The 24,749-nt window shown below is 74.1% G+C and carries 19 protein-coding genes; 11 read left to right on the top strand and 8 right to left on the bottom strand.

Annotation, left to right across the window (positions count from 1 at the left end):
- Window positions 1-1,663, bottom strand: a 1,663-nt coding sequence (treZ, locus tag ADL22_RS16065) for a malto-oligosyltrehalose trehalohydrolase (protein WP_066979148.1), incomplete at its 3' end; no start/stop codon positions are given.
- Window positions 1,664-1,821: 158 nt separating this feature from the next.
- Here treZ and ADL22_RS16060 point away from each other — a divergent pair.
- The gene (locus ADL22_RS16060; protein WP_066979166.1) at window positions 1,822-2,376 is read left to right on the top strand and encodes a DUF1707 and FHA domain-containing protein; all 555 of its coding nucleotides are present in this window, start codon (window positions 1,822-1,824) and stop codon (window positions 2,374-2,376) included.
- A gap of 69 nt (window positions 2,377-2,445) precedes the next feature.
- Here ADL22_RS16060 and ADL22_RS16055 read toward each other — a convergent pair whose 3' ends face one another.
- On the bottom strand, window positions 2,446-3,894 hold the full coding sequence (locus tag ADL22_RS16055; RefSeq protein WP_107116313.1) for an FAD-dependent oxidoreductase: 1,449 nt from the start codon (window positions 3,892-3,894) through the stop codon (window positions 2,446-2,448).
- Window positions 3,895-4,020: 126 nt separating this feature from the next.
- Here ADL22_RS16055 and ADL22_RS16050 point away from each other — a divergent pair, with 126 nt between their 5' ends.
- A complete protein-coding gene (locus tag ADL22_RS16050; RefSeq protein ID WP_066979146.1) occupies window positions 4,021-4,911 on the top strand; it encodes a LysR family transcriptional regulator in 891 nt (296 codons plus the stop codon).
- Between the two features lie 57 nt (window positions 4,912-4,968).
- Here the strand turns inward: ADL22_RS16050 and treY are convergent, their stop codons facing one another.
- Window positions 4,969-7,470 (bottom strand): malto-oligosyltrehalose synthase, encoded by a 2,502-nt coding sequence (gene treY / locus ADL22_RS16045; protein WP_066979135.1) that lies wholly within the window; start codon window positions 7,468-7,470, stop codon window positions 4,969-4,971.
- Between the two features lie 164 nt (window positions 7,471-7,634).
- On the opposite strand from treY, the gene ADL22_RS16040 reads away from it, so the two are divergent.
- Window positions 7,635-8,927, top strand: a complete 1,293-nt coding sequence (locus ADL22_RS16040) for an MFS transporter (RefSeq protein WP_066979133.1) — start codon at window positions 7,635-7,637, stop codon at window positions 8,925-8,927.
- Between the two features lie 46 nt (window positions 8,928-8,973).
- Here the strand turns inward: ADL22_RS16040 and glgX are convergent, their stop codons facing one another.
- Window positions 8,974-11,199, bottom strand: a complete 2,226-nt coding sequence (glgX, locus tag ADL22_RS16035; protein WP_066979130.1) for a glycogen debranching protein GlgX — start codon at window positions 11,197-11,199, stop codon at window positions 8,974-8,976.
- 484 nt (window positions 11,200-11,683) lie between these two features.
- Between glgX and ADL22_RS16030 the strand changes: the two genes are divergently transcribed.
- Window positions 11,684-12,925, top strand: a complete 1,242-nt coding sequence (locus ADL22_RS16030) for an SAV2148 family HEPN domain-containing protein (RefSeq protein ID WP_066979127.1) — start codon at window positions 11,684-11,686, stop codon at window positions 12,923-12,925.
- A gap of 100 nt (window positions 12,926-13,025) precedes the next feature.
- Entirely contained in the window at window positions 13,026-13,739 is a 714-nt protein-coding gene (locus ADL22_RS16025; protein ID WP_066979126.1) for an exonuclease domain-containing protein, read from the top strand.
- A gap of 80 nt (window positions 13,740-13,819) precedes the next feature.
- On the opposite strand, the gene ADL22_RS16020 is transcribed toward ADL22_RS16025, so the two are convergent.
- Window positions 13,820-14,707: an aminoglycoside phosphotransferase family protein gene (locus ADL22_RS16020; protein ID WP_066979125.1), complete on the bottom strand. Its 888-nt coding sequence runs from the start codon at window positions 14,705-14,707 to the stop codon at window positions 13,820-13,822.
- A 456-nt stretch (window positions 14,708-15,163) separates the two neighbouring features.
- On the opposite strand from ADL22_RS16020, the gene ADL22_RS16015 reads away from it, so the two are divergent.
- Window positions 15,164-16,372 (top strand): S8 family peptidase, encoded by a 1,209-nt coding sequence (locus ADL22_RS16015; RefSeq protein ID WP_066979124.1) that lies wholly within the window; start codon window positions 15,164-15,166, stop codon window positions 16,370-16,372.
- A gap of 108 nt (window positions 16,373-16,480) precedes the next feature.
- On the opposite strand, the gene ADL22_RS16010 is transcribed toward ADL22_RS16015, so the two are convergent.
- A complete protein-coding gene (locus tag ADL22_RS16010; protein ID WP_079064164.1) occupies window positions 16,481-17,473 on the bottom strand; it encodes a bile acid:sodium symporter family protein in 993 nt (330 codons plus the stop codon).
- A gap of 106 nt (window positions 17,474-17,579) precedes the next feature.
- Window positions 17,580-18,446 (bottom strand): SDR family oxidoreductase, encoded by an 867-nt coding sequence (locus ADL22_RS16005; protein WP_066979121.1) that lies wholly within the window; start codon window positions 18,444-18,446, stop codon window positions 17,580-17,582.
- A gap of 231 nt (window positions 18,447-18,677) precedes the next feature.
- Between ADL22_RS16005 and ADL22_RS16000 the strand changes: the two genes are divergently transcribed.
- The 5 genes from ADL22_RS16000 (at window position 18,678) to idi (ending at window position 23,232) form a co-directional block, all read left to right on the top strand.
- The gene (locus ADL22_RS16000) at window positions 18,678-19,544 is read left to right on the top strand and encodes a helix-turn-helix transcriptional regulator (RefSeq protein WP_066979112.1); all 867 of its coding nucleotides are present in this window, start codon (window positions 18,678-18,680) and stop codon (window positions 19,542-19,544) included.
- A 413-nt stretch (window positions 19,545-19,957) separates the two neighbouring features.
- Window positions 19,958-21,010 (top strand): type III polyketide synthase, encoded by a 1,053-nt coding sequence (locus ADL22_RS15995; protein ID WP_079064163.1) that lies wholly within the window; start codon window positions 19,958-19,960, stop codon window positions 21,008-21,010.
- 50 nt (window positions 21,011-21,060) lie between these two features.
- Complete coding sequence (locus ADL22_RS15990) at window positions 21,061-21,621, top strand: cupin domain-containing protein (protein ID WP_066979110.1); 561 nt, start codon at window positions 21,061-21,063, stop codon at window positions 21,619-21,621.
- Window positions 21,618-22,520 carry an aromatic prenyltransferase gene (locus tag ADL22_RS15985; protein ID WP_066979108.1) on the top strand — a complete coding sequence of 301 codons (903 nt, stop codon included), beginning with the start codon at window positions 21,618-21,620 and terminating at the stop codon, window positions 22,518-22,520. The genes ADL22_RS15990 and ADL22_RS15985 overlap by 4 nt, the downstream gene beginning before the upstream one ends.
- Before the next feature lie 124 nt (window positions 22,521-22,644).
- A complete protein-coding gene (idi, locus tag ADL22_RS15980; RefSeq protein ID WP_066979090.1) occupies window positions 22,645-23,232 on the top strand; it encodes an isopentenyl-diphosphate Delta-isomerase in 588 nt (195 codons plus the stop codon).
- Between the two features lie 109 nt (window positions 23,233-23,341).
- Here the strand turns inward: idi and ADL22_RS15975 are convergent, their stop codons facing one another.
- Window positions 23,342-24,715, bottom strand: coding sequence for an FAD-binding oxidoreductase (locus ADL22_RS15975; protein ID WP_066979087.1), 1,374 nt, complete (start codon window positions 24,713-24,715; stop codon window positions 23,342-23,344).
- Window positions 24,716-24,749 lie beyond the last annotated feature (34 nt).

Genomic DNA, 24,749 nt, shown 5'->3' with positions numbered 1-24,749 from the left:
GGGTGGCGGGGGTGGGGGAGAGGTTGGCGGCGAGGTGGAGGGGGCCGCGGCGCAGGACGAGCCAGCGGGCGTCCTCGTCGTACGTGACGCGGGTGCGGGCCGGGTCGGGGTCGGTCAGCGCGGGGTGGGTGCGGCGGAGCGCGAGGAGGGTGCGGTACCAGGCGATCAGGGCGGCGTGCGGTGCGGCGGACGGTTCGGACCAGTCGAGGACGCTGCGGGCGCGGGTGGCCGGATCCTGCGGGTCGGGCCAGTCGGCGCCGGTGCCGCCGCCGTGCCCCGCGGCGCCCTCCTGCGCGGCGAACTCCCGCCGCCGGCCCGCCCGTACGGCCTCCGCCAGCTCCGGGTCGGTGTGGTCGGTGAAGTACTGCCAAGGCGTGCGGGCGCCCCACTCCTCGCCCATGAAGAGCATGGGGGTGAACGGGGAGCCCAGCACCAGCGCGGCGGCGCAGGCCAGCAGGCCGGGGGAGAGCGCCGCCGAGAGCCGGTCGCCGTACGCGCGGTTGCCGATCTGGTCGTGCGTCTGGGCGTACGCCAGGAGCCGGTGCGGCGGGGCGGTCCGCAGGTCCAGGGGCGCGCCGTGGCGCCGGCCGCGGAAGCTGGAGTAGCTGCCGTCGTGGAAGAAACCGCCGGTCATCGTCTTGGCGAGGGCGGCGAGCGGGGCGCGGGCGAAGTCCGCGTAGTAGCCGTGCGACTCGCCGGTCAGGGCGGTGTGCAGGGCGTGGTGGAAGTCGTCGTTCCACTGGGCGTGCAGCCCGAGGCCGCCGCTCGCGCGCGCGGCGGTGGTGCGCGGGTCGTTGCGGTCGGACTCGGCGATCAGGAACAGCGGGCGGCGCAGCTGGGCGGCCAGCGCGTCCACGGCCGCGGAGAGTTCGGCCAGGAAGTGCTCGGCCCGGTCGTCGTGCAGCGCGTGGACGGCGTCCAGCCGGAGCCCGTCGGCCCGGTAGTCGCGCAGCCACGCGAGCGCGCTCCCGAGGAGATAGCGGCGCACCTCGTCGGAACCGGGGCCGTCGAGGTTGACCGCCGCCCCCCAGGGCGTGTGGTGGGCGTCGGTGAAATACGGGCCGAACTCCGGGAGGTGGTTCCCGGACGGGCCGAGGTGGTTGTGCACGACGTCGAGGACGACGCCGAGGCCGTGCCCGTGCGCCGCGTCCACGAAGCGCTTGAGCCCGTCCGGACCGCCGTACGGCTCGTGCACCGCCCACGGCGCGATCCCGTCGTACCCCCAGCCGTGCGTCCCGGGGAACGGGCAGACCGGCATCAGGGAGACGTGGGTGACGCCCAGGTCCGCGAGGTGGCCCAGGCGGGCGGCGGCCGCGTCGAAGGTGCCCTCGGGGGTGTACGTCCCGATGTGCAGCTCGTAGAGCACCGCGCCCGGTAGCGGGCGGCCGGGCCAGGGGTGCCGCCAGGGGAAGCGGGTGTGGTCGACGACCGCGGCGGGGCCGCCGGGGCCCTCCGGCAGCCGGGCGGCGCGCGGATCGGGGCGCGGCGGGCCGCCGTCGAGCCGGAAGGCGTAGCGGTCGCCGTCCCGGGCCGGCGCCTCGGCGCGCCACCAGCCGGGGCGGCCGGGGTCGGGCTCCAGGGGGACCGGCGGCTCACCGGACCGGTCCCCGGCCCACTGGAGGGCGGCCCGCCCGGCGTCGGGCGCCCATACCTCGAACAGCACGGTTGTCCTCCTTCGTCGTCCGCCGGCCCGCCCGCCGCCGCTGCCGCGGCCCGGTCCCGACGACGAAAGCACGCCGCCGGGCCGGACGGAAGCACGCGGTGCGGCGGGGCACCGACATCGCCTGGACACCGGCTCACCGCAGGCCGGACAATCACGGCATGACATCGCTCCAGTTCCCCGCGCGGCCCTCGGACGCCGACCGGGAACGCGCCCTTGAGCTGCTGCGGGACGGCGCGGCGCAGGGACGGCTGTCCCAGGACACCTTCCTGCGCCGGCTGGAACTGGTCCTGACCGCCCAGCAGAACTCCGAACTCGCCGCCGCCACCGCCGACTTGGAGAGCCGCGGCCGGGCGCAGGGACTGGTGCTGCGGCTGGTCGGCCGCATCTCGTCGTTCCACCTCCGGGTCCGCCGGGCCTGGCGCACCGAGCGGCTGCCGAAGCTGCTGCTGCCCGAGCCGGGGCCGTTCCCGCTGCTCATCGGGCGCGCGCCGGGCGTCGGCCTGCGGCTCAACCACGCCACGGTCTCCCGCAACCACGCCGAGCTCCGCAGCGCGGGCAGCGGCTGGGTGCTGCGCGATCTCGGCTCCACCAACGGGACGTGCGTCAACGGCCGCCGTCTGGTGGGCGAGATAGCGGTCGGGCCCGGCGACCACATACGGTTCGGCGAGGTCGATTACGTCCTGACGGAGCGCCGGGACCCCGCGGCCGGCTGAGGGGCCTGGCTGAGGGGCCGCCGCCCGGCCGGGCGGGTGCCGGTGCCGGTGCCGGTGTCAGCGCCGGTGTCAGTGCTGGTGCAGCCCCCGCCCCGCCAGCGTCAGGAACGCCTCGCCGACCGCCTCCGACAGCGTCGGATGGGCGTGCACGTGCTGGGCGACATCGGCCGGTTCGGCGTCCCAGGCCACGATCAGCTGGCTCTCGGCGATCATCTCCGAGACGTGCGGCCCCACGAGGTGGACGCCCAGCACCCGGCCGGTGGCCTCGCCGCCCGCGCCGTCCGCCGCCGCGATCACCTTCACCATCCCGCCCTGCCCGTGCACCATCCCCTTCGCGGTGGCGGTCAGCGGCATGGTGTTCACCTTGACCGGCCCCAGGGCGCGCGCCGCCTCCTCGGTCAGCCCCACCGACGCGGTCTGCGGGCTGGAGTACGTCACCCGCGGGACGGCCGCGTAGTCCACCGGGCGGGACGGCACCCCGGCCAGCGTCTCGGCGACCAGCAGCCCCTCGGCGAACGAGGCGTGCGCGAGCCCGAGCGACGGCGGCGGCAGCAGATCCCCGACCACGTGGATGCCCGGCACCGCGGTCTCCAGCCGGGACCAGTCGGCCGGCGCGACGAACCCCCGCGCGTCGGCGGCGAGTCCGGCCGCCGCCAGGTCCAGCCCGTCCGTCACCGGGGCCCGCCCCACCGCGACCAGCAGCCGCTCGGCGCTCACCACCACCTCCTCGCCCCGCGCGGTGCGGACGGTGGCCCGTACGCCGTCCGGCAGCACCTCCGCACCGGTCAGCACCGCGCCCGTGCGGACGGTGATCCCGCGCCGCTTCAGCCCCCGGGCCAGCTGGCGGCCGACGTCCGCGTCCTCCAGCGGCAGCAGCCGGTCCGCCGCCTCGACGAGCGTCACCTCGGCCCCCATCGAACGGTGGAAGGAGGCGTACTCGACGCCGATCGCACCGCCGCCCAGCACCAGCACCGAGGCCGGCAGCCCGGGCGCGAAGAGCGCGTCGTCGCTGGTCACCACGCGGTGTCCGTCGGCGGTCAGCCCCGGCAGCATCCGGGGCCGGGAGCCGGTCGCCAGCACGATGCCGCGCCGCGCGGTGAACGCGCCGCCGTCCGGCCCGTCCACCACCACCCCGCGCGGACCGGTCAGCCGCGCCGAACCGCGCACCACCCGCACCCCGGCGCGCGCCAGATGGGCGCCGACGCCCTGGTGGTTGCGCGCCACGATGTCGTCCCGGGTGGCGGTCAGCGCGTCCCAGTCCACCGCGTCCAGCGTCGCCTTGACACCCCACCGGGCGCCCGCCTCGGCGATCCCGTCGACCAGTTCGGCGGCGTGCAGCATGGCCTTGCTGGGGATGCAGCCGCGGTGCAGGCAGGTGCCGCCGACCAGGTCGCGCTCGGCGAGCACCACCCGCAGTCCGAGGGCGGCGGCCCGCAGGGCGGTGCTGTAGCCGCCGGTGCCGCCGCCGATGACGAGGACGTCCGGGTCGTCGGGCCGGTCCATGATCCATGTGTTCATGGCCGCCAGCCTCCGCCCGCCCGCGGTGATGAGTCCAAGGCAATGTTTCTATGGGGGCGATGAACGCTGTGCATGGGCGGGGCGCGTCACCGGGTGCGGGCCGCCGGTGGGGACGGGGAGGGGTGGATGAGTCTGCGGCAGATGGAATACCTGGTGGCGGTGGTCGAGGAGCAGTCGTTCACGCGCGCCGCCGAGGCGCTGCACGTCACCCAGTCCGCGCTCTCGCACCAGATCAAGGCGCTGGAACGGGAGGTCGGCGGGCCGCTGCTGGAGCGGATGACCCGCGGTGTGCGGCTGACGCCGATGGGCCGCGCCTACTACCCGCACGCCGAACTCGCCGTCCGCAGCGCCCGCCAGGCCCGCCGCGCGGCCCTCGCGGCCGGCGGCGCGCAGACCGGCGAACTCCATATCGCCACCGTGCACGCCCAGGCCATCGGGGTGCTTCCGGCGGTCTGCGCGCGCTGGGCCCGGCTGCGGCCCGGCGTCCGCCTCGTACTCCACGAGTACGCCACCACCGAGGAGCTGGCGGACCGGATGCTGCGCGGGGTGGCCGATATGGCGCTGGGGCCCCGCCCGGAGGACTGGCCGGGGCCGGTCACCGTCGTCGGCCGGGAGCGGATGGTGCTGGTGGTGCCGCACGGCGACCCGCTGGCCGGCCGCGCCTCGGTGCGCCTGGCGGACCTCGCGGACCGGCCGTGGGTGCGGTGCAGCCTGGAACCGGTGCTGGCCGGGCGGCGCTGGCTGGACGTGGAGTGCGAGCGGGCCGGTTTCACCCCGCGCACCGCCGTCCGCACCCAGCACACCTCGACGGCCGTGCGGATGGCCTCGGCCGGTGTCGGCGTGCTGCTCACCGCCGCCCATGAACTCACCGGCCTGGACTGCGCCCGGATACCCACCGACCCGCCGTGGCGCCGCGACATCACGGTCTTCTCGCGGGTCGAACTCACCGGCGCGGCGGCGGAGTTCACCGGTCTGCTGCGGGAGTGGGGCGAAGAGAACGAGGAGAACGGGGAGTGAGGGGTGGGGGCCGCTCGCGAGCTGACGCCACCTGACGCAACGTCAGGTATCAGCCTTTCAGCCCGCCCCCTCCTCCTGCCCCCGCCCCTCCCGCACCAGCAGCGCCACCGGCCACTCGGAGAGCAGCGCGTCCACCCCCACCGGCGTCCCGCCGGGCAGGCTGCGGCCGGTCAGGAGGTCGTGCCAGGTGCCGCCCGCGGGCAGCCGCAGCACGGTGTCCCACCAGCCGCCGGTCTCCCGCAGCCGCAGCGACAGCCGGGTGACGGCGGTGACCACCCGCCCGGCGCGCGCGAACGCCACGCAGTGCTCGGCCGCCGGGCCCTCCGCCGTCAGCGGCTCGTACGCGCCGGCGGCGCCGAACCACTCCGGGTGCGCCCGGCGCAGCCGCAGCGCGGCGGCCGTCAGCCGCAGCTTCTCCGCGGACAGCCCGGCCGGCGCTCCGCCGCCGTCCAGCTCCGCGAGCAGCCCGGGGTCGAACCGCGCGGGCCGCCGGTTGTCCGGATCGACCAGCGCGGCGTACTCCCGCTCGGTGCCCTGGTAGAGGTCGGGGACGCCCGGCACGGTCAGGTGCAGCAGCGCCGCGCCGAGGACGTTGGCCCGGATGAACGGGGCCAGCTCCGCCTCCAGCGCGGCCAGGTGGGCGGCGGCCGGACCGCACGGCCCGCCGCGGACGAACTCCGCCACCGCCTCCTCGTACGCCGCGTCCGGCTCCGTCCAGGACGTCCGCAGCCCGGCCTCCCGCACGGCCTTCAGGACCGCCGGCGCCAGCCGCTCCCGGACGTCGCCGGGGGCTCCCGCCGGGCCGCGGGCGGCGGCCGCACCCAGCCCGAACGCGCTCTGCCACGCCGTCCACTCCGCCATCGGGTCCACCGGAACCCCGCCATCCGCGACCTCCCCTCCGCCGGCCACCGCGCCCAGCACGTCCCGCCACCGGTCCGGGCACTCCGACAGCACCGCGATCCGCGCCCGGACATCGCCGCTGCGCTTGGTGTCGTGCGTGGAGAGCACCGTGCCGCCCTCGGGCCAGTCCCGCTGCATCCGCGCGCAGTACTCGTGGAACGTCCCGGGATCCAGCGAAGGTTCCCCCGGATCGCCGCCGACCTCGCACGCCGACAGCAGCACCGGGTAGCGGTAGAAGGCGGTGTCCTCCACGGACTTGGCGTGCAGCGCGGACGCGGTCTGCGCGAAGCGCGCCGCGAAACCGGCGACATCCGGGTCCGCAGCGCCGCCCGGCCCCCCGGAGAACCGCCCCAGCGCCAGGTCGTGCACCAGGTCCACCGCCCGGGCCTCCTCCGGCACCCGGAAGGTGGCCCGGGCCCCGTCCGCGGCCCCGGCCAGCATCGCCGCGTCCGACGCCGCCCGCGCCGCGTCCGCGGTGTCCCCGGCGTACGGGCGGTAGACCGGCAGCCGCACCAGCAGTTCCCGGACCGCCTGCCGCAGCGCCCACGGGGCGTGGTCCCCCGGCCGGGGCACCCGCGCGCTGATCCGGGACGCGGTGCGCACCAGGCGCTCCACCTCGGCGGCCAGATCGTGCTCGACGACCTCGTACGCGGCCCGGCGGACCGTCTCCTCCCAGTCGCCGCCCTCGTCGGCCAGCGGGGTGACGAAGTCGCGGTAGTGCGAGAACAGCCGCCCGGAACCCCGCGGGCAGACGAACAGCCCGTCGATGCGGCGCAGCGTGTCGTAGCCCGTGGTGCCCGCGCAGGCCCAGCCGTCCGGCAGCCGCTCCGGGCCGGTGAGGATCTTCTCCACCACCGTCCAGCAGCCCTTGGCCGCGCCCCGCAGCCGCGCCAGATAGCCGCCGGGGTCGACCAGCCCGTCCGGGTGGTCGATCCGCAGCCCGTCCACGACGCCGTCCCGGATCAGCCGCAGCACCGTCCGGTGGGTGGCCTCGAAGACCTCCGGGTCCTCCACGCGCAGCCCGATCAGGTCGGAGATGGTGAAGAACCGCCGGTAGTTCAGCTCGGTGCGGGCCAGCCGCCACCAGGCGAGGCGGTACCACTGCGCGTCCAGGAGGCGCTCCAGCGGCAGCCGTTCGGTACCGGGGCGCAGCGGGAACACCTGCTCCCCGTAGCGCAGCACCTGCCCGTCGACCCGGAAGCGGGGCAGCTCGTCCCCGATCCGGCCCTCCAGGACGGGCAGCAGCACCCGCCCCCCGTGGCCGCCGTCCCAGTCGATGTCGAACCAGCGGGCGTACCGCGAACCCGGCCCGTCGCGCAGCACCTCCCACAGCGGCCCGTTCAGCGTCAGCGGGGCGGGCACCGCCATGTGGTTGGGGACGATGTCCACGATGAGGCCGAGCCCGTGGGCGCGGGCCGTCGCCGCCAGTGCCCGCAGCCCGTCCTCGCCGCCCAGTTCGCCCCGCACCGCCCCGTGGCCGGTGACGTCGTAACCGTGGGTGGAGCCGGGCGCGGCCTCCAGTACGGGCGAGAGGTGCAGATGCGACACCCCGAGCGCGGCGAGGTACGGCACGGCCCGTTCGGCGGCGGCGAACGGGAAGTCCGGCTGGAGCTGCAGCCGGTAGGTGGCGGTCGGCGACGGACTCGAAGCGTGCGTCATGGGAACACCCGTACCCCGCGGGCGGGCCGTTCTGTCATCGGGTTGCGTCATCCCGGGCCGTCCGGTCCGTGGTGTCTTCGTCCGAACCGCCGAGCCGGACCGCGGTACCGCTTCGTACGTACCGCCGCTACGGTTCCCGCCGGTGCGGCCGGTAGCTTCTTGTGATGACCGCTGCCACCACCACCTACCGCCGGGTGCTCGCCCTCGGGGGGCCGCTGCTGCCCGTGGTCTCCTTCCTGGGGCGGCTGCCGACCGCCATGTGCCAGCTCGGCAGCGTGCTGCTGGTGGCGGAGACCAGCGGTTCGCTCACCACGGCGGGCTTGGTGGGCGGCGCCCTGGCGGCGGGTCAGACGGTCGCCGGCCCGCTCACCGGGCGGCTCGCCGACCGGCACGGGCAGCGCCCGGTGGTGCTCGTCACCTGCTGGCTCAACGCGCTCGCGGTCGCCGCCCTGGTGACCGCCGCGCTGGCCCGGACGGCGACCCTGCCGCTGGCCCTCATCGGCCTGCTGGCGGGCGCGAGCGTGCCGCAGATCGGGCCGCTGGCCCGCACCCGGCTGGTCGCCCTGGCGCACCGCGCGGCGGCCGGCGACCGGGTGGTGGGCGCCGCGCTGTCCCTGGAGGGCACGCTGGACGAGACCTCGTTCGTGCTCGGCCCGGCGCTGGTGGGGCTCGCCGCCTCGTTCGCCCATCCGGCGGTGGCGCTGGCGCTGGCCGCGCTGCTGCTGGCGGTCTGCGGTACGGCGTTCGCGCTGCACCCCACGGCGGTGGCGGCCGGCCCCGGGGCGGCCCGGGCCCCGCGAGCCCCCGGGACGCCGCGGACGGCGCGCGCCCGGATGCCCCGCGCGGTGCACGCCATGCGGCTCTCCACGGCCCTCCAGGGCGCCATGTTCGGCGCCTGCCAGGCCGGTATCACCGCGCTCACCGAACGCCTCCACCAGCCCGCCCAGGCCGGACTGGTGTACGCCGCGATGGGCGTGATGAGCGCCGCAGCGGGCCTGTCGCTGGCCCTCGTACCGGCCCGGATCGGGCTGCCCGCCCGGTGGCGGGCGGCCGCCGCCGCGCTGATCGTGCTGTCCGTGCCGCTGCTGTTCGTCCGTTCGCTGGGCGCGCTCTACCTGGTCGTGGTGGTGCTCGGGGTGGCCTTCGCCCCGCATCTGATCACCCTCTTCGGACTCACCGAACGGCTGGTCCCGGCCACCCGGCTGGCCGAGTCGATGGCGTTCCTGACCAGTGCCGTGGTCGGCGGCCAGGCCGTCGCGCTGGCCGTCTCCGGGCGGCTCGCCGACACCCACGGCCCGGCCGCCGCCTTCGCGGTCGCGGTCGGCGCCGCGGTGCTGATCCTCGCCGTCGCGCTCACCACCCGCGGCGGTACCCGGCCCGCCGCGCCTGCCGGAACGGGCCGGGACGCCCCCGGAACGGGCCGGGACGCCGCCGCGAACCCCGCCCCGGCGCCCTGACCCGTCCGGGGCCCGCCGCGGGTCGGACGGGCGCTCAGGCGGGCGCTCAGGCGGGCCGCTGGAGCACCAGCAGGCTCCGCCCGACCAGCGTCAGCAGATCGCCGCCCTTGACCTTGGCGCCCCGGCCGTCCGCCGGCGCCTCCGGCCGGTCGGTGTCCACCACCACCTGCCACTGCCGGCCCAGATGCTCCGGCACCCGGAACTCCTTGTCCTGGTCGTGGGCGTTGAACATCAGCAGGAACGAGTCGTCGGTGATCGGCTCACCGCGCGGCCCCGGCTCCGAGATCGAGCTGCCGTTGAGGAAGACGGTCAGCGCGTGCGCGTGCACCGACTGCCAGTCGCGGGTGCCCATCTCCGTACCGGCCGCGGTGAACCACGCGATGTCGGACAGCTCGTCGCGGGTGCCCTCCAGCGGGTGGCCCTGGAAGAACCGCCGCCGCCGGAAGACCGGGTGGTCCCGCCGCAGCCACACCATCTGCCGGACGAACGCCAGCAGCGCCAGCTCCTCCGCCCGCTCGGCCTCCTCCGGCGAGTCCGCCACCGGGCCGGGCCCGTCCGCCGCGTCCCCGTCGGCCGCGTCCCCGTCCGCCGTCCCGGAGCCGCCCTGGGCGCCCGGTGCCGGCCGCTCCGGCCAGCGCACCCAGGCCAGCTCGTTGTCCTGGCAGTACGCGTTGTTGTTGCCGCGCTGGGTGCGCCCGAACTCGTCGCCGTGGCTGAGCATCGGCACGCCCTGCGACAGCATCAGGGTGGCGATGAAGTTCCTCATCTGCCGCAGCCGCAGCCGCCGCACCCCGGGGTCGTCGGTCGGCCCCTCCACCCCGCAGTTCCAGGACCGGTTGAACCGCTCCCCGTCGCGGTTGTCCTCCCCGTTGGCCTCGTTGTGCTTGTCGTTGTACGAGACCAGGTCGCGCAGGGTGAAGCCGTCGTGGCAGGTGACGAAGTTGACCGAGGCCAGCGGGCGCCGCCCGTCCTCCTGGTAGAGGTCCGACGAACCGGTCAGCCGGGACCCGAACTCCGCCAGGGTGCGCGGCTCGCCCCGCCACAGGTCCCGCACGGTGTCGCGGTACTTGCCGTTCCACTCCGTCCACAGCGGCGGGAAGTTCCCCACCTGGTAGCCGCCCTCGCCGACGTCCCAGGGCTCGGCGATCAGCTTCACCTGGCTGACCACCGGGTCCTGGTGCACCAGGTCGAAGAACGACGACAGCCGGTCCACCTCGTGGAACTGCCGGGCCAGCGTCGCCGCCAGGTCGAACCGGAAGCCGTCCACATGCATCTCCTGGACCCAGTACCGCAGCGAGTCCATCACCAGCTGGAGCACGTGCGGGCTGCGCATCAGCAGGGAGTTCCCGGTGCCCGTGGTGTCCATGTAGTAGCGCCGGTCCTCCGACAGCCGGTAGTACGAGGCGTTGTCCAGCCCCCGGAAGGACAGCGTCGGCCCCAGGTGGCTGCCCTCGGCCGTGTGGTTGTAGACCACGTCGAGGATCACCTCGATGCCCGCCCGGTGCAGCGCCCGCACCGCCGTCTTGAACTCCAGCACCTGCTGCCCGCGGTCCCCCCAGGAGGCGTAGGCGTTGTGCGGGGCGAAGAAGCCGATGGTGTTGTAGCCCCAGTAGTTCGACAGCCCGGCGTCCACCAGCCGGTGGTCCTGGACGAACTGGTGCACCGGCATCAGCTCCAGCGCGGTGACGCCCAGCTCCGTCAGGTGGTCGATGATCGCCGGATGGGCCAGCGCCGCGTAGGTGCCGCGCAGCTCGTCCGGGAGGTCCGGGTGGCGCATCGTCAGGCCCTTGACGTGCGCCTCGTAGAGCACCGTCTCGTGGTAGGCGGTGCGCGGCGGGCGGTCGTCGCCCCAGTCGAAGTACGGGTTGACCACCACCGACGCCATGGTGTGCGGCGCCGAGTCGAGGTCGTTGCGGACCTCCGGGCGGCCGAAGTGGTAGCCGTAGACCGCCTCGTCCCAGTCGATCACGCCGCTCATCGCCCGGGCGTACGGGTCGAGGAGCAGCTTGGCGGAATTGCAGCGGTGTCCGCGCTCGGGCTCGTAGGGGCCGTGCGCCCGGAAGCCGTAGCGCTGCCCCGGCATCACCCCCGGCAGATACGCGTGCCGCACGAACGCGTCGGACTCGCGCAGCTCGACGGCGGTCTCCGAACCGTCGTCGTGCAGCAGACACAGTTCGATGCGCGTGGCGGCTTCGGAGAACACCGCGAAATTGGTGCCCGCACCGTCGTAGGTGGCACCCAGCGGATACATCTGTCCCGGCCAGACCTGCATGCGTAGACTCTTCCACTTTCTCTGCGGGGCGGCGGCGACTCCACGACACACGTCCGCGGACCGAATCGGAATCCTTTCCCAACGTGTTCCAACTTGCCGGATAACGAGACATTTTCGCGTGAATTCCGCTGAATGGTGGGAAACATCCGGCAATGTCGGATTGTCGTACCGTGTCTTCGGCGGGCGGCCGGGGGTGCCAGGCGGCTGACCCGGGGGCCGACCCGGGGGTCGGCCAGGGGCCGGTCCGGTGCCCCGGGTGGCCGTCAACGGCCCGCGCCCGGATCGCTCCATCGGGTGGCCCGGAATCGGCCGCCGGCCGCCGCCCCGGCTATGAAACCGCTCACTCCCACCGCGCTGTCCGGCCACAACGGGTACGGCGGCAAAGGGGAGTTGGCGGCGGACTCGGACCATCCTGCTGCACCGCCTCCCGCGCCGCAGTAGTCTGCCTTGATCGTTGGCACGGGGGTTCGGAAGGCGGTGGCAGGTGAGCGGCGGGCTGGAGTTGCCCCCTGGTGACGAGAGTCATGAGGGCCACGAGGGCGGCTCCGTGGACGCGCCGCCCGGCACGGTGTCGCTGGCCCGTCCGCTGGAGATCGGCGCCGAGCTGGACTGGGGCGCCGACGCCTGGACCGAGGTGCGCACCCGGGCCAGCCGGGCCGGCCGCGCCTACATCTGGCTGAATCTCGTCGAGCAGCGGCTGCGCGCCGTCGTCGCGGCCGTTCTGCGCCCCGTCTACGAGCCGGTGCACGGCGACGAGTGGGTGATCGCCGCCGCCGGGCCGGCCGGCCAGGAGTGGGTGCAGCGCGCGGTCGCGGTCCGCGAGGTCAGCCGCCGCAAGGGCTACCTCCTCGACCCCGCCGACGACAACATCGTCAGCTTCCTGACGCTGCCGCAGCTGCGCGAGCTGATGGTCCAGCACTGGCCGTGCTTCGAGCCCTACGTGGACGACCGCCGCGAGGTCGAGCTGGCCCTGGACGAGCTGGAGGTGGCCCGCAACATCGTCTCCCGCAACCGCGCGCTGTCCGGCACCGTCCTCGCCCAGGCCGAGCGGGCCTCCGCCCGGCTGCTGGACATCCTCGGCTCCGGGGCCGGCACCCGGGTCTCCGGGCGGCTGCCGATCGACGCCGTCGAGGACCTCGTCGGCGACCGGTACGCCGATGTCGTCGGCGTCCACCCCGACCGGGTGCGGCTCCAGCGCCAGCTGCCGGCCGAGGACCTCTTCGGCGGCGCCCGCCGCCTCGACGCGGTGGGCATAGGACTCAACCTCCTCGTCCAGAACTACTCCGGCCGCCGCCTGGTCCGGCTCGCCGAGTCCGGCTGCCGGGTCCGGCTGCTCTTCCTCAATCCGGCCAGCAGCGCGGTCCGCCGCCGGGAGCGCGAAATCGGCCTGAAGAAGGGCGAGATGAGCCGCTCCATCGAGATGAACATCCTGCACATGCGGCGGGTGCGGGCCCGGCTGCGGGACCCCGGCGCGTTCGAGATCCAGGTCTTCGACGAGACGCCGCGCTTCACCGCCTACCTCGTCGACGGCGACGGGCCCGACGGGATAGCCGTCGTCCAGCCCTATCTCCGCAAGAGCCGCGGGATGGAGTCGCCGGTGTTCGTACTGCGCGGCGGCGGCCGGGAGGTGGTCCGGCAGGACGCCGGCGACGGCGACCACGGGCTCTTCGAGATCTACCGCGAGGAGTTCGAGAGCGTCTGGGCGGACTCCCGGCCGGTGTCCTGACGGCCCTCCGGCGGCGGCCGGCGCCGGGCGGCCCGGCCCGCTGTCAGTGGCGCGTGCGAGAGTGGCGGTCAGCGGGGGAGGTACCACCGAAGGAGGCCGCATGAGCTGGCATCAGGAGCTGCTGGTCAGCTTCGACCTGGAGACCACGGGCACCGACATCGAGCGCGACCGCGTCATCTCGGCCGCGCTGGTGCGGCTGGAGGGGGACGGCCGGGTGGCGGGGCAGCAGTCCTGGCTGCTCGACCCGGGCGTGCCGGTCCCCGAGGAGGCCGCGGAGATCCACGGCATGTCGACCGCGTACGTCCGCGCGCACGGCCGGCCGCCCGCCGAGGCGATAGAGGAGATCACCGAGGCGCTGGCCGGGGCGCTGGGCGCACAGATCCCGCTGGTGGTGATGAACGCCCGGTACGACCTGTCCCTGCTGGACCGCGAATGCCGCCGGCACGGCCTGCGCACCCTGACCGAGCGGCTCGGCCACCCGCCCGCCCCGGTCATCGACCCGCTCGTCCTCGACAAGCACGTGGACCGCTACCGCAAGGGCAAGCGCGCCCTCCAGGCGCTCTGCGGCCACTACGGCGTACGGCTCGACGGCGCGCACGAGGCGGGCGCCGACGCGGCGGCCGCGGCCGGTGTGGCCCGCCGGATCGGCGAGAGGTATCCGGCCGTCGCGCTGCCCTCGCCGCGAGAGCTGCACGCGTTGCAGGAGCGGGCCGCCGCCGAGCAGGCCGCCTCGTTCCAGGCGTATCTGCGCCGGTCCGGCAAGCCGGAGGCGATAGTCGAGGCGGCCTGGCCGCTGATCCCGCACCAGCGCTGAGGCCGGCCCGGTCGCGGGGTCGCCCGTCCGGCCACCGTTCCGCGCGCCCAGGCCACCGCGCCCGGAGTCCCGTCACCGCGTCAGAACGGGTACCACCGCACCGCCGTGTCCTTCTCGCGCAGGGAGGCGACCCGGCGGCGGAATTCCCGGGCCGCGGCCGGGTTGCCGGGCGCGTGCTGGGAGACCCAGGCGCAGCTCGCGGTCTCCCGGGAGCCGCGCAGCACGGCGCAGCCCGCCCAGTCCCGCACGTCCCAGCCGTACGCCGCGGCGAAGGCGTCGTAGGCTTCCGCGCCCAGCCCGTAGCGGTCCCGGCTCAGCGCCATCACGACGAGGTCGTGCTCGCGCAGATCGCAGGAGAAGGTCTCCAGGTCGACCAGGACCGGTCCGTCCGGCCCGACGTGGACGTTGCGGGGCAGCGCGTCGCCGTGGATCGGGCCGCGCGGCAGATGCGGCTCCAGCGCCGTCGCGGCCAGCGCGAAGGCGTCCCGCCGGCCGCGCAGGTATTCCGCGTCGGCCGGTGCCACCGCGTCGCCGGCCAGCCGCAGCCAGCGCTCCACCCCGTCCAGCAGTTCGCGCCGGGGGAGGGCGAACGGCGGCTCGGGCAGGGCGTGGACGCGCTTGAGGAGTTCGGCGAGGTCGCGCGGCCCGGCCGGGCGGACGGCCTCGGGGAGCCGGTGCCAGTACGTCACGGGGTGGCCGTCGACGAGCCGGGCCCCGGCTTCGGCGGCGCGCACGGCCGGGACGCCCTCGGCCGCGAGCCAGGCGGCCACGGCCAGTTCGCGCTCGGCGCGCGGCAGCAGGTCGGCGCTGCGGCCGATCCGGACGACCGGTCCGGCCTCGCCCAGCGCGAAGACGGCGTTCTCGCCGAGGGCGAGCAGCCGGGCGTCCGCCGCCGCGCCGGGGTGCCCGGCCGCGGCGAGCAGGTCCCGGGCGCGCGCCTCGGTGAAGGCGGTGCGGGGTTCGGTCATCGGGGTGCCTCCTGCGGTGCGTTCTCGCGCCCAGTCTCGCAGGTGCCCCGCGCCCGGCTCCGGGGCCCGCCGGACCGGCGCGGCGACGGCGGGCCCGGGGACCGCCCGGCGCCCGCCGAGCCGCCAAGTAACCGCCGGTACGCGGCTCTTGCGGGGCGCGAGCGTAGCCGCCCGGCGGCAGCGGCAGGCGGCCCATGGACCGTCAGCCGAGCCGCTCTATTGCGCCCATGTAAACGGTGTTGAGCCGCTTGTCCTCAACTGCCCCGGTGGCTTTGGCCGCTTCTGCCCGCGTTTGCAGTTGTGCAAGGTTGTTGCGTATCTCACACGGCCCGGCGGCCCTTGAATTGGACCCGTCAATCCGACAGGGTTTCGAACCAGCCCGAGGGAGACCTCCGGGTCTCCTCGGGCCGTTGCGCAACGCTTCCCCCCACACCACGAACGAGGAGAACCCTCGCTATGGCTCATAAGCGTTCCGGCAAGAAGCGGCTCGTCACGGCGATATCCGCCGCGGTCGCCGCCACCGGTATCGCCGCCGTCACCGCGGTCACCGCCGGTGCGGCGCCTGCCGAAGGCAAGATCTACGGCGCGGACGCCAAGGGCGCCGTCAAGGGCAGCTACATCGTGCTGCTGAAGAAATCGGCGTCGGTGCGCGCCGCCGAGAGCGGCGGCCTGGCCGCCAAGTACGGCGGAAAGGTGAAGCGGACCTTCACCTCCGCGATCGACGGCTTCTCGGCCACCGGTCTCTCCGACGACGAGGCCAAGCGCCTGGCCGCCGACCCGGCGGTCGACAAGGTCGTGCAGAACCACACCTTCCACATCGACGGCACCCAGGACAACCCGCCGTCGTGGGGCCTGGACCGCATCGACCAGGCCGACACCAAGGGCGACGGCAAGTACACCTACCCCGACAGCGCGGGCGAGGGCGTCACCGCGTACGTCATCGACACCGGCATCCACATCAGCCACAAGGACTTCGGCGGCCGGGCGTCGTACGGCTTCAACGCCCTGGACAACAGCGCCAAGGCCGAGGACGACAACGGCCACGGCACCCATGTCTCGGGCACCATCGGCGGCACCGCGCACGGCGTCGCCAAGAAGGTGAAGCTGGTCGCCGTCAAGGTGCTCGACGCCCAGGGCTCCGGCACCACCGAGCAGGTCGTCGCGGGCATCGACTGGGTCACCAAGAACCACAAGGGCCCCTCGGTCGCCAATATGTCGCTCGGCGGCGGCGCGGACGAGGCGCTGGACGCGGCGGTGAAGAAGGCCATCGACTCCGGTGTCACCTTCGGTGTCGCGGCCGGCAACGAGTCCACCGACGCCGGCCAGGGCTCCCCGGCCCGGGTCAAGGAGGCCATCACGGTCGCCTCCAGCACCAAGGACGACCAGCAGTCGGACTTCTCCAACTACGGCAGCGTCGTGGACCTCTACGCGCCCGGTTCCGACATCACCTCGGACTGGAACACCGGCGACGACGCCACCAAGACGATCTCCGGCACCTCCATGGCGACCCCGCACGTGGTCGGCGCGGCCGCGCTCTACCTGGCCGGCCACCAGGACGCCAAGCCGGCGGACGTCGAGAAGGCGCTGGTGGACGGTGCCACCGCCGACAAGATCAGCAACCCGGGCCAGGGCACGCCCAACAAGCTCCTGAAGGTCGTCCAGTGACCGACCGGGCCGCCTGACCCGCGCGCCGGCCGTCGCGCTCGCCCCCACGGGGCGCGGCGGCCGGCGCGTACCGCCCCCGGCTACCCGGACCGCCGGTTCAGCCCCCGGCTACTTGGACCGCCGGTTCAGCCACGCCGCGACCAGCGCGCCGGAGAGGTTGTGCCACACCGAGAAGACCGCGGCCGGCAGCGCCGTCAGCGGTGAGAAGTACGTGGCGGCCAGGGAGGCGGCGAGGCCGGAGTTCTGCATACCGACCTCGAAGGCCATCGCCCGGCTCGCCGCGGGCCCGAGCCGGGCGGCCCGGCCGGACGCGTAACCGAGCGCGAGGCCGAAGCCGTTGTGCAGCACCACGGCCAGCAGCACCACCCCCGCCGCGTCCTTGAGCGTGCCGGCGCTGCCGGCCACCACGATCAGGACGATCACCCCGACGGTCCCGGCGGACAGCCAGGGCAGCGCGGGCAGGCAGCGGCGTACCAGCCCGGCGGCCAGCCGCCGTACGAGGAGGCCGGCGGCGACCGGCAGCAGCACGGTCTTGAGGATGTCCACGACCATCGGGCCGGCCTCGACGTGCAGGATGTGCCCCGCCAGGAGCAGCACCAGATACGGCGTGACGAGAGGGGCGAGGAGGGTGGAGACCGTCGCCACCGACATCGACAGCGCGACATCGCCGCGGGCCAGGAACGTCACCACGTTGGACGCCGTCCCGCTGGGCGCGCAGCCCACCAGGATCACGCCCACGGCGAGTTCGGGCGGCAGGCCCAGCAGGTGGGCGATGCCCCAGCCCAGGCCCGGCATGATGACGTAGTGGGCGACCAGGCCGAGGCCGACGGCCCAGGGCCGCTTGGCGACGCTCTCGAAGTCCCGCGAGGTCATGGTCAGCCCCATGCAGAACATGATCACGCCGAGCAGGTAGGGGACGGCGGGCTTGCCCGGCGCGAAGGTCGCGGGCAGGGCCAGGCCGAGGCCGCCGGCGGCGAGCACCAGCAGCGGGAAGACGGTGACCGCGCGCCGCGCGGTCCGGTCGGCCGCGGCGGTGTCCTCGGCGGGAACCACGGCCGCTGCCACGGGAGTTGACGCGTCGGCGTCCTGAAGGTGATCCATGTCGGTATGCCTCGTGCTTCCGCGTCCGTCCGCGAGGGTGACGCGTGGGGAAGGCCCGGTCCGGTGCGGCCGGGCCAGGAGGGATATGCGGCGGGGGCCGCCGTGCTCACACGCCGGAGAAGTGCACCCGCGGCGCGGAGCGCTGCCCGCCGCCGAAGTCCGCGGCGTGGTGCGCGACCCACTCCGCGTAGGTGTGCGCCGGGCGGCCGGTGACCTGTTCGACGGTCGGCAGGACGGGGACCGGCGTCTGCTCGGCGGCGGCGAGCTGGTCCAGCAGGAAGTCGGCGGCCGGGGGCGGCAGATGGCCGATCAGCTTGGCGCGGACGTCGGCGCGCGGCACCTCCTCGAAGCGGGCCGGCAGGCCCAGCGTCTCGCCGATGATCCGGACCCGCTCGATCTGGGTGAGCGCCTGCGGCCCGGTCAGCTCATAGGTCGCGCCGGGCCGCGGGGCGCGCAGGGCGTACGCGGCGACCGCGGCGATATCGCGCTCGTCGACCGGGGCCATCGCGGCGCGGCCGTAGGCGCCCCGCACGATCCCGCCGTGCCCCAACTGGTGTGCCCAGCCGAGGTCGTTGGCCATGAAGATGCTGGGCCGGACGAAGCTGTGCGGGATCCCGGAGTCCGCGACGGCCCGTTCGCAGGCCAGGTGCTTCTCGCCGATCCAGCCGGGCTCGGGGAAGGTGACGGAGTCCGAGGAGAGCAGCACGATGTGCGCGGTGCCGGCCTCCTTGGCGGCGGTGAGGAAGCCGTCGAGCGCGCCGTGCACGGGGAAGAGGAACGCGCGGTCCACGCCCCGCAGCGCGGCGGGCAGCGTCTCGGGGCGGGCCAGGTCGCCGGGGACGGTCTCCACGCCCTCGGGCAGCGCGGCGGCGGCCGGGTCGCGGGTCAGGGCCCGCACCGCCTCTCCGGCGTCGAGCAGTTCGCGTACGAGGTTGCGGCCGACGTTTCCGGTGGCACCGGTGACCAGGATCATGGGGAGCGTCTCCTTGCGGGGGTCCGCGGGTACGGGCGGGGTGTCAGGGCGCGGGCAGGGTGCGCGAGCCCGGCGCGCGCGTCCCGGCGCGCGCCCCGGCCGTGTTCCGGACGGACATGGCCGTCCGGGATCTCGACTGCGGCATGCGCCGACCCTCACAGTGCGCGGGCGTGCCGGGAAGACGCCCCGACTGCTAGCACTCCCACTACCAGTAGTCCCTATCCTTGATCCATGGGAACAGGAGCGGAGCGGCGGAAGGAACTGGGCAACTTCCTGCGCGCCAGGCGGGCCCGGCTCACCCGCGCGGCGGTCGGCCTCCCCCCGGCCGGCCCGCGCCGCCGCGGCGGGCTGAGCCGCGAGGAGGTTGCCACCCTGTCCCAGGTCAGCGCCACTTGGTACACCTGGCTGGAGCAGGGCCGCGACATCCACCCCTCCCGGCATGTCCTGGACGCCCTCGCCCGCACCCTGCGCCTGACGCCCGCCGAGCACGTCTATGTGCTCTCCCTGACCGGGTACGCCCCCCTGGCCGAGCCCGCCGAGCCGGCGGCGGTCCACACCGCGCCCAGCCATGTGCAGCGGCTGCTCGACGCGCTGGTCGGCTTCCCCGCCTACGCCCTCGCGCCCGACTGGACGATCACCGCCTGGAACGCCGCGTACCTCGACCTGTATCCGAACGTCGCCGCGGCAGCTCCGGACGAACGCAACTTGCTCTGGCTGGTGTTCACCGATCCGTACGTCCGCGATCTGCTGCCGGACTGGGAGGTGACCAGCCGCCGGTTCCTCGCGGAGTTCCGCGCCGAGGCCGGGCCCCGGCTCGGCGACCTCGCCGGCTCCCCGGCCATCCAGCGCCTGCTCGCCACCAGCGAGGCATTCCGCGCGGCCTGGCGGGACCACCACATCGAGGGCTTCACCTCCCGGATGCGCGTCTTCGACCACCCGGTGCGCGGGGTGCGGTACTTCGAGCACCACCGCCTGGCCCCCGCCGACCACCCCGAGGTGCAGGTGGTCGTCTACACCCCGGCCCAGGGGAGCGGTGACGAGGCCCCCGCCGCCGGCAGTCGCCGCCCGGAGCCGGAGCCTGAGCCAACCGGCCGGTAACCCAATGCGCCCCAGCAGAGCGCGAGTTGGCGGGTGAGGTCGGCCGGGATGTCCCCCCTGGCGGATTTCGTCCGCAGGTGTCGCTCACCCACGGTGACGCGGTGACCACGTGCCGGCTCCGGTCGCGCCCATCAGATGAGAAAGATCGTTTCCTGTATTGACACCGCTTCCCCCATCTCGAATCCTAGGCGGGCGAGTTGAGGGGGAAGCCAATTGTTCTGCGGATCCACCGCACTTCCGTTAACGCTGTGAGTCCCCGCGTCCGACGCCGTACGCATTGACACCGCAAGCGGGCGCCCCCGCCGGCCGGCAAGCTTTTCGCCGCGCACCTCGCCTCCAGCTTCACTCACACAACAGTCCCGCATCCGCACATCGACTCATGGTGTTATTGGCGCGATTCAAGGAAGAGTGAATTGGCTATATTGTGTCGGCCTTCCGTCGCCGTACCTGAACATGTCATCACGATGGAAGAGACCCTGGAGTTCGCCAGGAAAGCGCACGCGGGAAAACCGCAACTGCCCCTGGCCCTCCGGCTGATACGGAACACCGGCGTACAGAAGCGGCACCTCGTCCAGCCCATCGAGAAAACCCTCGACCACCCGGGCTTCGAGGAACGCAACCGCATCTACGAGACGGAATCCAAGAAGCGCTGCCCGGACGTCATCGACGAGGCCCTGGCCAACGCCCGGCTGACGGCCAGGGACATCGACGCGATCATCTACGTGTCGTGCACCGGCTTCCTGATGCCCTCGCTGACCGCCTGGCTGATCAACCACATGGGCTTCCGCTACGACACCCGGCAGCTGCCGATCGCCCAGCTCGGCTGCGCGGCCGGCGGCGCGGCGATCAACCGCGCCCATGACTTCTGCCTGGCCCACCCCGGCAGCAACGTCCTGATCGTCTCCTGCGAACTGTGCTCGCTGTGCTACCAGCCGGACGCCGACGACGTCGGCTCGCTGCTCTCCGACGGGCTGTTCGGCGACGCGGTCGCGGCCGCCGTGGTGCGCGGCCGCGAGACCGGCGGCGTCCCCGGTGTGCGCCTGGAGCGCAACGCCTCGTACGTCATCCCCAACACCGAGGAGTGGATCTCGTACGCCGTGCGGGACACCGGCTTCCACTTCCAGCTCGACCGGCGGGTGCCGGGCACGATGGAGCCGCTGGCGCCGGTGCTGCGGGACCTCGCCGCGGACCACGGCTGGGACGCGGGGGACCTCGACTACTACGTCGTCCACGCGGGCGGACCGCGCATCCTGGACGACCTCGCCACCTACCTCGGCGTCGACCGCTCGGTCTTCCGGCACAGCTGGGCGACGCTGACGGAGTACGGGAACATCGCCAGCGCCGTCGTGCTCGACGCGCTGCGCCGGCTGTTCGACGAGGGCAGCGCGGCCGCCGGCCACAAGGGCCTGCTGGCCGGCTTCGGCCCCGGCATCACCGCGGAGATGGCCGTCGGCACGTGGGTGTAGCCGCCCCGCGATCAGGTCGGTCCGACCATGTGAATCAAGTGAGGTAGCCAGTGAACGGCATTGTCGTGGGTCCCGGCGGCGGGCGGAAACTGATCACGCCCGCGCAGGAGATCACGTTCAAGGTGACGGGCGCGGACGGCTCGGGGGCGTCCGTGTTCGAGGTCGTCGTACCGCCCGGTTTCGACGTCGGCGCGCACAAGCACCACCACTCCCAGGAACTGTTCTTCGTGGTCGAGGGCGAACTGGAGATCTTCGCCTTCGAGCCGGAGCACTACACCGAGGCGGACTGGACGGACTGGAAGTCCGCCGCCGGCGACCGCCCGGTGCGGGCCACCGCGGGCAGCGTCGCGTTCGTCCCGCAGGGCTGCCCGCACGCGTTCGCCAACCGCACCGCCGAACCGGCGCGGGTGCTCTTCGCGGTCAGCCCGTCGCCCCAGCACGAGCTGTACTTCGACCGGCTGGCGGAGATATTCGCCGCGCCCGGACCGCCGGACGCGGAGGCCATCGAGCGCCTGCGCGAGGAGTACGACATCACGCAATTGACCCCGCTTCGCCATGAGCGCCCGCAGCCGGCCGGCGCCGGCCACCGGGCCGAGGAGAGGACGCAGTGACCAACTCCGTGGACATCGACGACATCTACTCCGCCATCGAGTACTCCGCCCGGCTGCTGGACCTGCCGCTGGAGCCCGCCAAGGTCAAGGGCGCGCTGGCGGCGTTCGAGCCGGCGTTCACCGACTCCTCGGTGGCGCTGCGGATCGCCACCGGCGCGCGCCGGGAGAAGCTGATGGGCTACCGGTACATCAAGTACACCGGCGACCTGGACCCGTACGACACCGCGCTGGCCGAGGGGCTGATCGAGCCCGGTGACCATCCCGCGGACCGGCTGTTCCAGGACGTCAAGGAGCGCTTCCCGATCGAGGGGACCGGCGGCGACTTCGAGCTCGCGGCCGGCTTCCAGAAGATCTGGTGCTTCTTCCCCAGCAGCCGCCCGCAGCCGCTGGACGAGCTGTCGCAGCTGCCGTCCATGCCGCCCTCGGTCGGCGAGCACCTGGAACTGCTTGGGCGGTACGGGCTGCGCGCGGCGAGCCTGTTCGCGGTGGATTACACCTCCCACACCCTGAACATCTATTTCGACGGCCTGCCGGAGGGCACGTTCGCGCCGGACCGGGTCCGGGAATTGACCGCCGAACTGGGAATTCCCGAGCCGAGCGCGGATGTGCTGGAGCAGTGCGCGAAGGCGTTCGCGGTGTACTTCACCTTCTCCTGGGAGAAGCCGAACATCGACCGGGTGTGCTTTCCGGTGCTCGTACCGGACCCGGAGCTGGTGCCGACGAATCTCGGGCCGTCCATCACGCGGTTCGCACAAGGGGTTCCGTTCGCCGGCGAGGACCGCAAGTGCATTTACGCGACGACGCTGTCGGCCCGCGAGATCTACTACAAGCTGGAGCCGTTCTACTACTGGCAGCCGAAGATCGTGAACGCGATGCACCTGGCGAATCCGCCGGAGTAGTCATTCCGTAGGGCGCGGGGCGGGACGGCGTGCGGGAGATCTCGCGCGGTCCCGCCCCGGCTCGAACGCGCCTTTTCTTCGCCGTCAGCCATTTCGCCACGGACCGACCTCCCGGAGGAAGCCCATGCCGACCAGCCCGTCCCCCCGTGCCGCCGCCGAGCCCCAACCGGACGCCATCATGCTGGAGTTGGTGGACGAGGAGGGCACCACGATCGGCACCGCGGAGAAGGTGTCGGCGCATCTGCCGCCGGGCCGGCTGCACCGGGCGTTCTCGGTGTTCCTCTTCGACGCGGACGGGCGGATGCTGCTCCAGCGCCGGGCGCTCGGCAAATACCACTCGCCGGGCGTGTGGTCGAACACCTGCTGCGGCCACCCCTACCCGGGCGAGCCGCCCTTCGTCGCGGCGGCCCGCCGCACCGCGGAGGAGCTGGGGGTGGCCCCGGCACTGCTCCAGGAGGCCGGAACGGTGCGCTACCACCACCCCGACCCGGCGTCCGGGCTGGTGGAGAAGGAGTTCAACCACCTGTTCGCGGGGCAGGTGGGGCGGGCGCCGGTGCCCGACCCCGAGGAGGTCGGGGAGATCACGTTCGTGACGGCGGTCGAACTGGCGGAGCTGCGGGAGCAGGAGACGTTCTCGGCGTGGTTCCCCACGGTGCTGGACGCGGCGCTGCCGGGGATCCGCGCGCTGGTGGGGGAGCGGGGCGGGTGGTGACCGCCGCGTCGTAAGGGCCGGGCCGGGGCGCGTCGGCGGGTCCGCGTCCCCGAGCTGTCCGGACGGGCCGCGCCAACCGGCCCGGCCCGCCCGGCCGTTCCCCCGCCGCTCAGCCGAAGACCTTCCCCGGGTTGAAGATGCCCGCCGGGTCGAGCGCGCCCTTGACCGCGCGGTGCAGCGCCAGTACGCCGGGGCCCGCCTCCGCCGCCAGTCCGCGTTTCTTCAGCAGGCCCACCCCGTGCTCCCCGGTGACGGTGCCGCCGAGCGCCAGCGCCTCGTCCACGATGCGCTCCAGCGCCGCGTGCCCCCGGGCCCGCGCCGCGTCGTCGCCCGGCGGCACCACCGTCATCGGATGGAGGTTGCCGTCCCCGGCGTGCGCCAACGACGCGATGGTGACGTCGAGTTCGGCCGCGACGCGCTCGATCCGGGCCAGCATCTCGGGCACCAGCATCCGGGGTACGCACACGTCCTCGGTGAGCACCGCGCCCAGCCGCTCCAGCGCCGGATACGCCAGGCGGCGCGCGGCGAACAGCGCCTCCGCCTCGGCCTCGTCGGTGGACCGGGCGCTCCACGTGGCGCCGCCCTTCTCGAAGCAGGCCAGGACCCGTTCGGCCTCCTCGTCGCCGGCCGGGCCCGGCGCGTCGCAGCGGGCCAGCAGCAGGACGTCGCCGGTCTCGGTGAGCCCCATGCGCTTCCAGTCGTCCACCGCCCGCAGGCAGTGCCGGTCCACCAGCTCCAGCGCGCTGGGCACCACCCCGGAGGCCGCCACCGCCGCGGCCGCGCGGCCGGCCGCCGCCAGCCCGTCGAACGACCCGACGACGGTGCGCTCCGCCGCCCGCGCCCCGCGCAGCCGCAGCGTCACCTCCGTGACCAGCCCCAGCGTCCCCTCGGCGCCGACCATCAGCCCCCGCAGGTCGTACCCCGCGACGCCCTTGGCGGTGCGGCGGCCGAGGCGGACCACCTCACCGCGCCCCATGACCGCCTCCAGGCCGAGCACATAGTCCCCGGTGACGCCGTACTTGACGCAGCACACGCCGCCCGCGTTGGTCGAGACGTTGCCGCCGATCGTGGACCAGGGCGCGCTCGCCGGATCCGGCGGGTACCACAGGCCGTGCTCCGCGCACGCCCGCCGCAACTCCTCGTTGACCACGCCGGGTTGGACGACGGCCAGGCGCTCGTCCGGGTCGATGGACAGGACGCGGTCCATCGCCTCGAACGACACCACGACGCAGCCGGGGACCGCGTTGGCGCCGCCGGACAGGCCGGTGCCGGCGCCGCGCGCGACGACGGGTATGCCGTGCTCCGCGCAGAACGCGACGACGGTCGCCACCTCGGCCGTGCTGCGCGGCCGCACCACCGCGGCCGGCACGGCGAACGGGGCGCGCTCGGCCTCGTCGTGCGCATAGGAGGGCAGCACATCCGGATCGGAAAGGAAACGGTCCGCCGGAAGTGCTCTTTCCAGTGCCGGGAAAGGTGAGGTCATTTCGGCACCATAATTTCCCCGCACGCCTCCGCTC

Origin of the sequence: Streptomyces sp. NRRL F-4489 (assembly GCF_001509485.1) — a bacterium.
Taxonomy (GTDB): Bacteria; Actinomycetota; Actinomycetes; order Streptomycetales; family Streptomycetaceae; genus Streptomyces.
The sequence above is the reverse complement of the archived record's forward strand: the minus strand, read 5'-3'. Positions and strand labels throughout refer to the sequence as shown.

Excerpts from the sequence above, each read along its gene's own strand:
- ADL22_RS16020 (WP_066979125.1), bottom strand. The coding sequence starts at position 14,707 with ATGACCGAACCCCGCACCGCCTTCACCGAGGCGCGCGCCCGGGACCTG.
- idi (WP_066979090.1), top strand. The coding sequence starts at position 22,645 with ATGCCGACCAGCCCGTCCCCCCGTGCCGCCGCCGAGCCCCAACCGGAC.
- ADL22_RS16015 (WP_066979124.1), top strand. The coding sequence starts at position 15,164 with ATGGCTCATAAGCGTTCCGGCAAGAAGCGGCTCGTCACGGCGATATCC.
- ADL22_RS16050 (WP_066979146.1), top strand. The coding sequence starts at position 4,021 with ATGAGTCTGCGGCAGATGGAATACCTGGTGGCGGTGGTCGAGGAGCAG.
- ADL22_RS16010 (WP_079064164.1), bottom strand. The coding sequence starts at position 17,473 with ATGGATCACCTTCAGGACGCCGACGCGTCAACTCCCGTGGCAGCGGCC.
- ADL22_RS16055 (WP_107116313.1), bottom strand. The coding sequence starts at position 3,894 with ATGAACACATGGATCATGGACCGGCCCGACGACCCGGACGTCCTCGTC.
- ADL22_RS16000 (WP_066979112.1), top strand. The coding sequence starts at position 18,678 with ATGGGAACAGGAGCGGAGCGGCGGAAGGAACTGGGCAACTTCCTGCGC.
- ADL22_RS16040 (WP_066979133.1), top strand. The coding sequence starts at position 7,635 with ATGACCGCTGCCACCACCACCTACCGCCGGGTGCTCGCCCTCGGGGGG.
- ADL22_RS16005 (WP_066979121.1), bottom strand. The coding sequence starts at position 18,446 with ATGATCCTGGTCACCGGTGCCACCGGAAACGTCGGCCGCAACCTCGTA.
- treY (WP_066979135.1), bottom strand. The coding sequence starts at position 7,470 with ATGACGCACGCTTCGAGTCCGTCGCCGACCGCCACCTACCGGCTGCAG.
- glgX (WP_066979130.1), bottom strand. The coding sequence starts at position 11,199 with ATGCAGGTCTGGCCGGGACAGATGTATCCGCTGGGTGCCACCTACGAC.
- ADL22_RS16025 (WP_066979126.1), top strand. The coding sequence starts at position 13,026 with ATGAGCTGGCATCAGGAGCTGCTGGTCAGCTTCGACCTGGAGACCACG.
- ADL22_RS16060 (WP_066979166.1), top strand. The coding sequence starts at position 1,822 with ATGACATCGCTCCAGTTCCCCGCGCGGCCCTCGGACGCCGACCGGGAA.
- ADL22_RS15975 (WP_066979087.1), bottom strand. The coding sequence starts at position 24,715 with ATGACCTCACCTTTCCCGGCACTGGAAAGAGCACTTCCGGCGGACCGT.